The sequence below is a fragment of the Aliiroseovarius marinus genome, assembly GCF_004360145.1.
GTDB classification, from domain to species: Bacteria; Pseudomonadota; Alphaproteobacteria; order Rhodobacterales; family Rhodobacteraceae; genus Aliiroseovarius; species Aliiroseovarius marinus.
In genome coordinates this window covers 285,787-298,434 of the sequence record NZ_SAIT01000003.1, presented here as the reverse complement: position 1 = coordinate 298,434, position 12,648 = coordinate 285,787, and the positions used below count along the sequence as shown (strand labels likewise).

At 58.6% G+C, this 12,648-nt stretch carries 14 protein-coding genes; 5 read left to right on the top strand and 9 right to left on the bottom strand.

From position 1 onward, the window contains the following. Positions 1-38: 38 nt before the first annotated feature. Genes sufC through EOL43_RS11165 form a run of 5 tightly spaced genes read left to right on the top strand, consistent with a single transcriptional unit; the run spans position 39 to position 4,435 of the window. Positions 39-797, top strand: coding sequence for a Fe-S cluster assembly ATPase SufC (sufC, locus tag EOL43_RS11185; protein ID WP_133488553.1), 759 nt, complete (start codon positions 39-41; stop codon positions 795-797). Continuing rightward, positions 794-2,083, top strand: a complete 1,290-nt coding sequence (gene sufD, locus EOL43_RS11180) for a Fe-S cluster assembly protein SufD (protein ID WP_133488551.1) — start codon at positions 794-796, stop codon at positions 2,081-2,083. Before sufC ends, sufD begins: the two co-directional genes overlap by 4 nt. Positions 2,084-2,099: 16 nt before the next feature. After that, positions 2,100-2,606 (top strand): YIP1 family protein, encoded by a 507-nt coding sequence (locus EOL43_RS11175; RefSeq protein WP_133488549.1) that lies wholly within the window; start codon positions 2,100-2,102, stop codon positions 2,604-2,606. Beyond that, the gene (locus tag EOL43_RS11170; RefSeq protein ID WP_133488547.1) at positions 2,606-3,202 is read left to right on the top strand and encodes a YIP1 family protein; all 597 of its coding nucleotides are present in this window, start codon (positions 2,606-2,608) and stop codon (positions 3,200-3,202) included. The genes EOL43_RS11175 and EOL43_RS11170 overlap by 1 nt, the downstream gene beginning before the upstream one ends. 12 nt (positions 3,203-3,214) lie before the next feature. Then, complete coding sequence (locus EOL43_RS11165) at positions 3,215-4,435, top strand: cysteine desulfurase (RefSeq protein ID WP_133488545.1); 1,221 nt, start codon at positions 3,215-3,217, stop codon at positions 4,433-4,435. A gap of 102 nt (positions 4,436-4,537) precedes the next feature. Here the strand turns inward: EOL43_RS11165 and EOL43_RS15375 are convergent, their stop codons facing one another. The 9 genes from EOL43_RS15375 to guaA form a co-directional block, all read right to left on the bottom strand. Continuing rightward, positions 4,538-4,924, bottom strand: a complete 387-nt coding sequence (locus EOL43_RS15375; RefSeq protein ID WP_166636240.1) for a hypothetical protein — start codon at positions 4,922-4,924, stop codon at positions 4,538-4,540. A gap of 5 nt (positions 4,925-4,929) precedes the next feature. After that, positions 4,930-5,547 carry a TetR/AcrR family transcriptional regulator gene (locus tag EOL43_RS11160; RefSeq protein ID WP_133488863.1) on the bottom strand — a complete coding sequence of 206 codons (618 nt, stop codon included), beginning with the start codon at positions 5,545-5,547 and terminating at the stop codon, positions 4,930-4,932. Beyond that, complete coding sequence (gene ppk2, locus EOL43_RS11155) at positions 5,540-6,421, bottom strand: polyphosphate kinase 2 (protein ID WP_133488543.1); 882 nt, start codon at positions 6,419-6,421, stop codon at positions 5,540-5,542. The genes EOL43_RS11160 and ppk2 overlap by 8 nt, the downstream gene beginning before the upstream one ends. A gap of 57 nt (positions 6,422-6,478) precedes the next feature. Continuing rightward, a complete protein-coding gene (gene metA, locus EOL43_RS11150; RefSeq protein WP_133488541.1) occupies positions 6,479-7,417 on the bottom strand; it encodes a homoserine O-acetyltransferase MetA in 939 nt (312 codons plus the stop codon). A 46-nt stretch (positions 7,418-7,463) separates the two neighbouring features. After that, entirely contained in the window at positions 7,464-8,324 is an 861-nt protein-coding gene (locus EOL43_RS11145) for an ATPase (RefSeq protein WP_133488539.1), read from the bottom strand. 123 nt (positions 8,325-8,447) lie between these two features. After that, the gene (locus EOL43_RS11140) at positions 8,448-9,476 is read right to left on the bottom strand and encodes a transporter (RefSeq protein WP_133488537.1); all 1,029 of its coding nucleotides are present in this window, start codon (positions 9,474-9,476) and stop codon (positions 8,448-8,450) included. Between the two features lie 195 nt (positions 9,477-9,671). Beyond that, a complete protein-coding gene (locus tag EOL43_RS11135; protein WP_420867514.1) occupies positions 9,672-10,544 on the bottom strand; it encodes a DMT family transporter in 873 nt (290 codons plus the stop codon). Next, positions 10,541-10,834, bottom strand: coding sequence for a putative quinol monooxygenase (locus tag EOL43_RS11130; RefSeq protein ID WP_133488535.1), 294 nt, complete (start codon positions 10,832-10,834; stop codon positions 10,541-10,543). The genes EOL43_RS11135 and EOL43_RS11130 overlap by 4 nt, the downstream gene beginning before the upstream one ends. Before the next feature lie 233 nt (positions 10,835-11,067). Beyond that, a complete protein-coding gene (guaA, locus tag EOL43_RS11125; RefSeq protein WP_133488533.1) occupies positions 11,068-12,630 on the bottom strand; it encodes a glutamine-hydrolyzing GMP synthase in 1,563 nt (520 codons plus the stop codon). Positions 12,631-12,648 lie beyond the last annotated feature (18 nt).

Sequence of the window (12,648 nt, the reverse complement as noted above, 5' to 3'; positions counted from 1 at the left end):
CGCCACGATGTTGGCGATGGTCTTGAAGGACGATAAAGATGCTGAAAATCAATAACCTGCACGTCAAACTTGAAGAAGAGGATAAGCAGATCCTCAAGGGCGTGGATCTCGAAGTGCCAGCTGGCAAAGTGCACGCAATCATGGGGCCGAACGGCTCTGGCAAGTCGACCTTGTCTTATGTGCTGTCGGGCCGTGACGGCTATGAAGTAACCGCGGGTGACGCGACGCTGGACGGCGAAGAGCTTCTGGATATGGAACCGGAAGAGCGCGCTGCCGCTGGCCTGTTCCTGGCCTTCCAATACCCGGTCGAAATCCCCGGCGTGGGCAACATGACCTTCCTGCGTACCGCCGTGAACGCACAGCGCAAAGCGCGCGGGGAAGAGGAAATGTCGGCCGCTGACTTCCTGAAATTCATCCGCGCCAAGGCGAAAGATCTGAAGATCGACGCCGACATGCTGAAACGCCCCGTGAATGTGGGCTTCTCGGGCGGGGAAAAGAAACGTAACGAGATTCTGCAGATGGCGATGCTGGAGCCCAAGATGTGCATCTTGGACGAAACAGACTCGGGTCTGGATGTGGACGCGATGAAGCTGGTGTCGGAAGGCGTGAACGCGCTGCGTGACGAAGGCCGTGCCTTCCTTGTGATCACCCACTATCAGCGTTTGCTGGACCACATCAAACCGGACGTGGTGCACATCATGGCCGCTGGCCGCATCGTGAAATCGGGCGGTCCCGAGCTGGCGCTGGAAGTTGAAAACAACGGCTATGCCGACATTCTGGCGGAGATCGACGCATGAGCACCGCTGTGAAAACACAGGCAGCTCTGATCAGCGCAGATGCGCGCCCGGCCTCGGGGGCATGGGCGGCGGATGCGCGCGCAGATGCGGCCAACCGTCTGGCGGCTATGGGTCTGCCCACGCGCCGTGACGAATACTGGAAATGGACCCGTCCTGATAGCCTGATCAGCGCCTCGGCGGACAGTGCAGTTGTTCTGGACTACGAAGGCGAAGAGCCGCTCTTTAACGACGTTGATCGTCTGAAAGTCGTCTTTGTCGATGGCGTATTTGATGCCGATGAATCCGACGCGCTGGAAGGTGAGGGGCTCGAGATCGAGCGCCTTGCGGATGCAGCGGCCAAGGATATTCACTGGGCCAAGGACCTCTATGGCGTACTGGAAGCCCGCGGGCAGTCCCCTGTCGTGCGCCCGTTGGCGGTGCATAATACGGCGATGGCCACTGATGGTGTGGTAATCCGAGTGACTGGTGCGGTCAGCCGTCCGGTCAGCCTGATTTATCGCCACGAAGACGCGGGTTCGGACGCGATCCTGCACAGCGTCATTCGGCTGGAAGAAGGCGCCAAGCTGACGCTTCTGGAAAACGGTCCGGCCGCTGCACGGTTCTCGAACGTGCTTGAGGTGGATATCGCCAAAGGTGCCGAGTTCCATCACGTGCGTGCCCAAGGGCGCGACCACGAGCGTCAGGCGATTACGCACATGTTCTCGCAGGTCGATGAAGAGGCTGTGTTCAAAAGCTTCACCATGACCGTGAACGGCAAGCTGACGCGCAATGAATGCGTGATCGACATTGTGGGTGACAACGCTGTCGCGCATGTCGCTGGCGCGGTGCTGGGTGATGGTGCCGCGGGCGAGTTCCATCATGACGACACGGTTTTCGTGACCCATGATGCGGTGGCGTGCGAAAGCCGACAGGTGTTCAAGAAAGTGCTGAAGAACGGCGCCAAAGGCGTGTTCCAAGGCAAGATTCTTGTGAAGCCTGACGCGCAGAAGACCGATGGCTATCAGAAATCTCAGTCGCTGCTGCTGGATGACGACGCAAGCTTCCAAGCCAAGCCCGAGCTCGAGATCTATGCCGATGACGTGGCGTGTTCACACGGCTCGACCTCGGGGGCGATCGACGAAGAGGCTCTGTTCTATCTGCGCTCGCGCGGTGTTCCGACGCCGATTGCGACCGACCTTCTGGTGCTGGCCTTCCTGGCTGACGCCATTGAAGAGATCGAAGATGAAGACATCGCTGCCGAAGTCACCGAGCGTCTGGACGCTTGGCTGGCGCGACGCCGCGACTGATCTGAAGGTGCGTTAGGTGTCGGTCCTACAAGATATGGTAAGCGCCTATCGCAGCCCACGCGCGGTGTTTCGCCGCCGCGTGGGGGATGGCACCCCGCGTGAAGACCGGGCGCTGGCGGTCTTGATGTTCGCCTGCGCGCTCGTCTTTGCCGCCCAGATGCCGCGCTTGGCACGTCAGGCGCATGAAACCGGTGAAGAGTTGAACATGCTGTTGGGGGCGACCCTACTCGGATGGCTCTTCATCATGCCCTTGGTGCTCTATGCTTTGGGAACGATCAGCCACGTGATTGCACGGATTGTTGGCGGTAAGGGCAGCCCTTATACCGCGCGCTTTGCGCTGTTTTGGGCGCTGCTTTGTGCGACCCCCGTATGGTTGCTCTGGGGACTTGTGGCAGGCTTTATCGGCCCAGGTGTCCAATTGTCGCTGGTGGGTCTTCTGGCCCTTGTGGTGTTCCTTCTGTTCTGGTCTATCAATCTGCGTGAGGCCGAACGTGGCCCGGTCGAGACAAACAAGGCAGAGTGATGCAGTTCACCCCCGGATATCTGTTTGGAATGGCGCTTCAGACCGTGCCCGAGCCGCGCAAGGTGGCGCGTGACCTGTTTGACTTGGGCCTGAGCCGCGAAACCCTGTGGACCGCGCTGTTGTTGATGGTCGTTCTGGCCACGGGCCTTAGCGTCATCGCGGATATCCTGTTCCCGATTGATGCCCAACTGATGGGGCCGCTTTTGTCGAACCCGGCCACCTTGGGTCTGGTCGAAGGCGTGGTGATGTTTGGCCTTGCCATGGCAATCCATGTGATTGGCCGGCTGATGGGCGGGCAGGGCACTTTAGAGAACGCCATCATGACGGTTGTCTGGATGGAGTTCGTTTTTCTGGGGCTTCAGGTTGTCACCGTGATCCTAACGCTGATCGCGCCGGCCATGGCTGCGCTGTTGATGTTCGCCTCGGTCTTCTTCTTCTTCTGGGTGCTGACCCATTTCACGGTCGAAAACCATGGGTTTCAGTCGGCGGGGCTGGTCTTTACCTCGATCTTGATTTTCATGGTGCTGGCTGTGTTTGCCCTGTCCTTCATCCTGGTGCTTCTTGGGGTCGAACCCATCGAATTGCCCGCACAATGATCGGAGCCGTTCATGTATGATATCCACAAGATCCGCAGTGAATTTCCGATCCTCGCGCGTGAGGTGAATGGCAAGCCATTGACCTATCTGGACAACGGGGCGTCGGCACAGAAGCCGCAGGTGGTGATTGATGCGATCACGCGGGGCTATGCGGTAGAGTACTCGAATGTTCACCGCGGGCTGCACTACCTGTCGAACCTGTCGACCGAACGCTACGAAGCCGTGCGTGGTATCGTTGCGAAATTCCTGAATGCAGGGTCTGAGGATGAGATCGTGTTTAACTCGGGCACGACCGAGGGCATCAATCTGGTATCCTACGCGTGGGCCGCGCCGCGGATGCAGGCGGGCGACGAGATCATTCTGTCGACGATGGAGCATCACGCCAACATCGTCCCTTGGCATTTCCTGCGCGAACGTCAGGGTGTGGTTCTGAAATGGATCGATCCGGAGCTGGACGGATCACTGGATCCGCAAAAAGTGCTGGATGCGATCACGGATCGGACCAAGCTGATTGCGATCACCCAGTGCTCGAATGTGTTGGGCACCGTGGTGGATGTAAAAACGATTTGCGCGGGCGCGCGTGACAAAGGCGTTCCGGTGCTGGTCGATGGTTCGCAGGGCGCGGTGCATATGCCTGTCGATGTGCAGGATATCGGGTGTGATTTTTACGCGATCACTGGGCACAAGCTCTATGGCCCGTCGGGGTCCGGCGCGATCTATATCCGAGCGGATCGTCAGGCCGAGATGCAGCCGTTTTTTGGCGGCGGCGACATGATCAACGAGGTCACGAAAGACGCCGTGACCTATGCCAAACCACCGTTGAAATTCGAGGCCGGTACGCCTGGGATCGTACAGACCATCGGCATGGGCGCAGCCCTGGAATATCTGATGGATCTGGGTATGGAGAATGTCGCAGCGCATGAGGCATCACTGGCCGCCTATGCTGCCGAGCGTTTTGCGGGGCTGAACTGGGTGAACGTGCAGGGGCACGCGCCGGGCAAGGCGGCGATCTTCTCGCTGACCATGGACGGCGCCGCGCATGCACATGATATCTCGACCATTCTGGACAAGAAGGGCATTGCCGTGCGGGCCGGGCATCACTGCGCGAAGCCCCTGATGGAGCATCTGGGTGTCGCGGCGACCGCGCGCGCGTCCTTTGGACTGTATAACACCAAGGACGAAGTGGACACGCTGATCGACGGGTTGGAGCTGTGCCACAAACTGTTGGCTTAAGCTGCCGATGGCTCACGGTGTGAGCCTGTAGGGGGGCGTTGCCCCCGTCTGAGGCCTGAAGCCCTCAGACTCCCCCAAGGTATTTTGGGCAAGAGGAAGAAGCTAGGTGCAGTTCTTCATTGAAGAGAGCCTGTACAATAGCGCTTTGTCCAGTTTGCGCTCACGGACATCGACGCACGCTTTATTGGTCACTTCCTGCGCTTTCACCAAGCTCCGGGTTCCGATTTGGACGTCTTGCCCAGCGGGTGTCTGAACTGTGAACCAGTAGGAAGGCGGTTTGGACTCTGATGGCATCTGGAAGGAAAAGACCACGGGCATGAGTTCGTAATGCAGGTGATGAGAGTCGGTGTGTCTGAGGGTCACCTTGCCAATGAAGAGATAGATCACACCGCCCACTGAAAATGAGAGCGCGAGAACGAGTGCTATCGCGATCTTCTCATGGTGGAGTGCCCAGACATAGAGTGTTTTGCGAAGATCTTTAATGGGCACGCCGATTACTCGTCCGCCTTGATCAGACCCAGCCCGCGCAGATAGATGCCAATTCCGCTTTCCAGAAGTTCTTCGGGCGGAAAGGGGCTTTTCTGGCCGGGGCTGCCGCGGCCGAACAGCTCGACCACGCCGTGGCTCATGGCCCAGATATGGGCGCTGACCATGCGAGAGGGCGGGCGTTTGTCTGCGGGCATGTTCTCGGTCAGTTTGCCGGCGGCTTTTTCCAGCACGCCCATCGCGCGGGATGAGACCATGGCAAGTTCCGGAGAGCGATTGACCGAGATCCCGCTTTCGAACATCGAGATATAGTGACCCGGATATTTGCGGGCGAAGGCCAGATAGGCACGGCCTGTGGCCTCGAAGCTGGCAAGCGCCGAGGGTTGACCCTTGTCATAGGCGTATTCCATGAGGTCCGCGAAGATCTCATAGCCCTGGCGGGCCGCTTCGGCGATCAGGTCCTCGCGGCCGGCAAAATGGCGATAGACGGCCGCAGGCGTGACGCCCGCCTGTTTTGCGGCCTCGGACAGGGTGAAACCTGTGGGGCCTTTTTCCTCGATCAGGGCGAGGGCCGCGTCGACCAATGCCTGACGCAGGTTGCCGTGGTGATAGCCGCGCTTAGGCATGGTCACCATCAGTCCAGAGGTCTGGCCCGCCGCAGATCTGATCATCTGGAGCGCTGGCGATATTGCTGTCTTTCCCTGCGTAGTCAATGCCTTGCAGGACGGCCTTCAGGGCTGCAAGGCGCGCGCGTTTCTTGTCGTCCGAGCGGATGACGGTCCACGGGGTTCTGGCGCGGTGGCTGCGGTCGAAGGTTTCCTTGATCGCGGTCGAATAGGCGTCCCAGCGGTTCAAGCCTTCAACGTCAATCCAGCTGAGCTTCCATTGTTTCAAGGGGTCTTTTTCGCGGGACAGGAAGCGGCGCAGTTGCTCGGCGCGTCCGACGTTCAGCCAGATTTTGACGAAGTGAATACCCTCGTCGACCAGCATGTCCTCGAATTCGGGCAGTTGGCGGAAGAAGGCCTCGCGTTGGGTGTCTTTGCAGAAGTCAAAGACCTTCTCGACGACGCCGCGATTATACCAGCTGCGGTCGAACAGAACGATCTCACCTTCGGTGGGCAAGTGTTTGACATAGCGCTGAAAATACCATTCGCCTGCCTCGCGGTCCGAAGGTTTGGACAGCGCCACGACCCGTGCGACCCGTGGGTTCAGGTTCTCGCGGAAGCGCTTGATCGTACCGCCTTTGCCAGCCGCGTCGCGGCCTTCAAACACCACGACCACGCGTTTACCCGTCGCCTTCACATCGGCCTGCAACTTCACCAGTTCCAGCTGAAGCGCCTCAAGCTCGTCCTCGTAGACTTTCTTGTCGATCGGCGTCTCATAGGGATAGCTGTCAGACAGAATGTCCTTCTTTGATCCATTCTTGATGGCGTCACGGACCGCGTCAGGGGCGGTCGTGCGAAAGAACTCGGAAATGGCGCCGTCAAAGGGCAATGACATAGGCAAACTCCTGATTTCACACCAATATGGGGGCCGAAGAGGCGTTTGGCAATCAGCTTAGACGCGACGGTCTTTCACGGCCTGACCGATCTGATTGATGTCATAGGGCGTGGTCAGATACATTTCCGAGATCCAGTTTTGGTACAGAAGATGGGCGTGGCTGCGCCAGCGGTTCTCGGGCGGCTGCGTGGGATCGTCGTCCGGGTAATAGTTCATCGGCACGTTGATCGGCGCGCCCTTAGCCACGTCGCGGTCGTATTCGCCCTTCAGGGTCAGGTCGTCATACTCGAAATGATTGAAGATATAGAGCGCACGGTGGGCCTTGTCTTCGATCAGGCAGGGGCCTGTATCGTCTGAGCCAAGCAGGGTGCGTAGGCCGGTGGCGGCGTCGACCTCGTCTTGCTTCATCTCGGTCCAACGGCTGACAGGAACCACGCAACTATCAGAAAAACCGCGCAAATACGGGGACGAAGGCTGAAGATTTCGCTGGGGGAAGCAGCCAAATGCCTTTGCGTCGAGCAGGTGCTTTTTTACACCGTGGAAGTAATAGATCATGGCCATGCCACCCCAGCAAACGCCGAAGGTGGAATGCACGTTGGTCTGGGTCCAATCGAGGATCTGGGTCAGCTCATCCCAATAGGTGACCTCTTCAAAGGGCAGGTGCTCGATCGGGGCGCCGGTGATGATGAGACCGTCGAATTTCTGGTCCTTCACCTCGTCCCAAGGCTGATAGAACGCGCCGATATGAGCCTCGCTGGTGTTTTTCGAGGTGTGCTCGGACGGGCGTAGAAGCGTCAGTTCGATCTGAAGCGGATGTGATCCGATCAGGCGGGCAAACTGGGTCTCGGTCTCGATCTTCTTGGGCATCAGGTTCAGAAGGGCGATCCGCATCGGGCGGATGTCCTGCTTGGCGGCCTGATCCTCGGGCATGACCATCACGCCTTCGTCCTTCAGCACGTCTACTGCTGGCAGGGTCGAGGGGATCTTGATGGGCATGGAACCGGTCCTTTTTCGTTCGTTAAGGGGTATAGATGGGGTGCGATCAGCGCGCGTCAATGGCGGCCGAGATCATGCGGTCGAAGTCTTGCGGCGTTTTGATCTGCGCAACTTCGTGGGCGCAAAGCGACACGCCGTAGCGCGCCATATGCTCGTAGAGCGGCTGACGGTGGTTCAGCGCCTGCGCATAGGTCCAACGGATGAAGGCATCTGGATCAACGTCATCTTCTTTCACGTTGAATTCGTTTAGATATTCATTCCAGACGCGCGCTAAAAATTCGGGCTGATAGGCCATCGGCTTGGGCGCGCGGTCAAAACGTTCGATCAGTTTTTGCGTATGTGCCTCGTCCCCGCGCAGCCAAACCAGAAGGCAATGCTTGCTGAGTTCGGACAGAAGGGCGTCGTGCTCGCCTAGGGCGGCGTCGATCCATTCACAGATCGAGCCTCCGCTGTCGCAGATGAAATGCGGATAGCCATAGATGCGCTCGGCGCGATCAATGAAGGACGCGGTGTCCATCAGGGCCGAGATCTCGGCCGTTTTGAACTGATCTTGCCTGCGGCGATATTCGTCAATCGGTAAGCCGCCTTTATCCACGTCACCGGGTTTGCCCAAATATGTCGCTACGGGCGTCAGGTTTTCGAAACTGATCTTCGACGTGATCCGGATTGAATCCGACATCAGAAGCTCGCGCAGGAAGGGGACCTTCATCGCCTCGGCTTTGAAATTGTCTGCGATGTGCTCGCCCATGTAACGGGTGCCAATGCGGTAATCGATCGAATAGTGAAACCAGTCGCCCTGATCGCGCAGCAGGTTGGACAGGTATGTCTTGCCAAGTCCTGACATGCCAAAGAAAAGCACCCGCTTATGCGTTGCTGACTGCCAGTCCGCTGAGGATTGATAAAGCATGCCTGTCACCTTGTGTTTCGGCCCTTTGGTAAATGGCTGACGCAATGGGGTCAAATGCTTCTGTTACAAAAGAAAACGCCCCACCAATTGGCGGGGCGTGTCCGTGAGTGGTCTTCTGTTAGATCAGAAGGAAATTCCGACGCTCACGCCCGCGGACAGCGCGCTGCCCTCGAACGGGACACCAAGCACCGATTTCTCGCTGAACTTGGTATAGCGCACGCCACCCGAGACCTTGATGTCACCGGTGGTGTATGAGGCGCCAATGCCAACCGAGGTGGCCGAACCAGCGGGGGCAAGGAAGGTGGTGCCGGTATCTGCACCATCGCTATAGCCCACGGTCAGGGCGACCGACCAGTTGTCATTCAGCTTGCGACCGATACCCAACTCATAGCTAGTGACGTCATCGACGAAGTTCACCCAGTTTACGGTGCCAAAGCCGCTGGTGGTGTCCAGCGAAATGCCATCATATTTGGCGTGGCGGATCGAGCCGAACAGCAGCGTGTTTTGCGCAATGCCTGTCTGGAAATCCAGATTGAAGGCTTCGGGCATGGACACGGTGCCAGTTGCCGCGCTGGGGCCAAATGCGACGTGGGTGCCTGTCAGTTCGTGATCAACGCCAGTGAAATAGGTCAGGGCGACACGCAGCGCGATCTCGGGCTTTTCATAAGCGACGCCGGCGACGCCACCCAGCTCGCTTCCGCTTTCAGCCATCAAAAGACCGCTGCTGGTCAGGATTTCACCCGACAGTTTTTGCGAAAATGCACCACCGTGAACCGAGAAACCATTGCCCAGTTCGTAGCGCAGGATACCAGTGATCTGACGGCTGTCGATAAACGCATAGCCGCCTGCTGCCGGGCCGTCGATATACTGGATGTCCGCGCCATAGGGCTGATCCCAGATCAAGGCGAAGCTTAGGTTGTCGTTGAACTGGTGCTTATAACCAAACGCGAGGGTCGAGAACGGAACAGCGGATTGGGTCGTGCCTGTTACGTCGCTGGTGATGTCGGGGTCGACGTGGGCGAAGCTGAACTGGAAGTAGTTGCCTTCTTCGAACAGTACGCCGATGTCCTGGCCCGAGCGGTCAATGCCAGCCTGTGCTGCCGTCGCCGCGGCGGTCAATGCTGCCGCGATCGTTAGGGTTTGCTTTTTCATGTCTCCTCCCTGGGACTTATCTGCAAGAGCCGTCTCCTCCGGGGCGGCAATATTGGGAAAACGTATTTGCAGCCTACTTATTCGGTCAATCTTTACCTCAGGTCATGTGACGTCAGGTCGTAAATTGGCGAAATAGCGATGTGGAATTGACACGGTTTGTTAAGATTTACCGTGCATTTCCATACGTTTGATGAGTTACGTAGCGCGCTTGGATTCCGATATGCGGATGCTGACAATGTTGGCTGCGATGATGATCAGACCGCCGACGATCAGCGCGAACCCGATCGGTTCGTCATAGAATATCGCGCCTGCCAGCGCGATCAGGGGGAGGCGCGTGAAGTCGATCGGGATGACCACCGAGGCCGGCGCAAGCGACAAAGCCTGCGTCAGGCAGGTATGGGCCAGCAAACCTGCGCAGCCGATGATGACGAGCCACAGGATGCTCCAGCCTTGTGGGGTGGCAATGGAACCGTCAATGCCTGCGCAGATCAAACCAAGCCCCAATTGCATGCTGGTCAGCCAGAACAGGATCGACAGGGTAGACTGGGTGCGGGTCAACTTTCGGGTGAAGACGGCCGTCAATGCAAAGCAGATGGCGGATGCCGCCGCCGACATTGTGCCCGTTGATGCCGATGGTTCGGACAGCGCTGATGCGGTGATGATCAGGATCCCGACAAAGCCGCTGGCAACGCAGAGGAGCTGCGGCATCGTTAGGCGTTCCCCCAGCAGCATTGGGGCCAGAAATACGACCCAAAGCGGCGATGTGAACTCCAACGCGAAGACTTGCGCTAATGGGATCAGGGTCAGCGCGTAGAACCACAGGTTTTGCCCCGCGAAATGCGCCAGATTGCGGGTGAAATGCAGGCCGAGGTTCTGGCGCGAGACCATGTGCCAGCGTCGCGAAACGGTCAGGACGGCCAGCATGATGCTCAACCCGACTGCAGACCGGTACATCATCAATTCGAACGTATCGAGCTGCAGGCTGACCGCCCGTCCGGCCATTGCCATGACAGAAAACGAGCCAATGGCTCCGGTCATCCAGATGGCGGCGCGGGCGGTTGGGGTCACGCAGGGACCTCGGTCACGGTGTAGTGGCGTGGAATACCCGCAGTAATGGTCGCCCAGTCCGAGGATTTCATACGTGCCTGATGCGCGTCGAAGGCGGCGCGATCCGTAAAACGTTCCGAGACATTGAAACGTCCGGGATGGCAGCGGTCTTCGACCACCAGAAAGGACAGACAGCCCGGTTCGGCGCGGGTCAGTTCGATATGGGCGGGCAAAGCGGCGCGGATGGCCTCGCGCCGATCCTCGGGAACGTCGATATGGCCGGTCAAAACGATATGGGGTGCCTGTGTCATGCCCCAAGGGCTAGCAAGCGGCGGTCGCCTTGGCGAGAGAAAAAGAAAACGCCGCCCAATTGGACGGCGTTTTGATGTGATTGGGGTGCTAGCCCTCGGCCGGGGCCTCGGGCGTTCGGTGCTGAAATCGATTCACTGGATCTATTTCCGACCTTCCAACCTTCAGGCAAAGCCTTCAGGTGTTCGCATCTAAAATTAGTCCACTGGACTAATTTTCCCCTTCGGGTCGGTGCTCACTCCCATTCAATGGTCCCCGGAGGCTTCGAGGTGATGTCGTATGTACAACGGTTGATGCCCTTCACCTCGTTGATGATCCGTGTGGCGGTTTCACCAAGGAATTCGTGGGTGAACGGATAGTAATCCGCCGTCATCCCGTCGACCGAGGTCACCGCGCGCAGCGCACAGGCGTAGTCATAAGTACGTCCGTCACCCATCACACCGACGGTGCGTACGGGCAGGATGGCCACGAAGGCCTGCCAGATTTCGTCATACAGACCGTGTTTGCGGATCTGATCAATATAAACCGCGTCGGCTTCGCGCAGGATGTCCAGCTTCTCGCGGGTGATTTCGCCCGGGCAGCGGATCGCCAGACCCGGACCAGGGAAGGGGTGACGGCCGATAAAGCTTGCAGGAAGGCCAAGTTCATGACCCAGCGCACGCACTTCGTCTTTGAACAGCTCGCGCAGCGGCTCGACCAGTTTCAGGCCCATCTTTTCAGGCAGGCCGCCCACATTGTGGTGCGATTTGATGGTGACCGAGGGGCCGCCCGAGAAGGACACCGACTCGATCACATCCGGATAGAGCGTGCCCTGAGCCAGGAATTCAGCGCCTTCGATGGTGTCGGCGTGTTTCTGGAACACGTCGATGAACAGCTTGCCGATGATCTTGCGTTTGGTTTCCGGGTCGGACTGGCCTTCCAGCTCGCCCAAGAACAGGTCGCTTTCATCTGCGTGGATCAGCGGCAGGTTATAATGCTCGCGGAACATCGAGACGACTTCCTGCGCTTCGTTTTTGCGCAGCAGGCCGTGGTCAACGAAGACACAGGTCAGCTGATCGCCAATCGCTTCGTGGATCAACACAGCAGCAACGGACGAGTCGACGCCGCCCGACAGGCCACAGATCACTTTTTTGTCGCCTACCTGTTCGCGGATCTTGCGGATCATCTCTTCACGATAGGCACCCATGGTCCAGTCGCCCGCAAAGCCCGCAATCTTCACGAAGTTTTCGTACAGTGTGGCGCCGTTCGGGGTGTGGTGCACTTCGGGGTGGAACTGCACCGCATAGAAATGACGGTCCATGTCGGCGGTGATGGCGTAAGGCGCGTTGGGCGAGGTGCCGTAGACCTCGAAGCCCGGAGCGATCTCGCTCACGTGGTCACCGTGGCTCATCCAGACCTGCTCGTCACCTTCCAAGAACCAGCCGCGCAGAAGGTCAATATGCTCGCCTTGCGGGGTCACGTAGGCGCGCCCGAACTCGGCCGTGCCGTGGCCGCTTTCGACCTTGCCGCCCAGTTGGGTCATCATCACCTGCTGGCCATAGCAGATGCCCAGAATGGGCAGGCCCATCTCGAACAGCTCTTGCGGGGCGCGCGGGCTACCCTCGCGGGTGACGCTGTCGGGGCCACCAGACAGGATCACCGCTTTCGGGCCCATCTCGCGGATGAACTCGGCGGTCACGTTCTGGTAGGGGTGGATTTCACAATAGACATTCAGCTCGCGCAGGCGGCGCGCAATCAGCTGCGTCACCTGGCTTCCGAAGTCGATGATAAGAAGGCGGTCATGGCTCTGATCTGTCATGTTGACCGATTAGGGCAG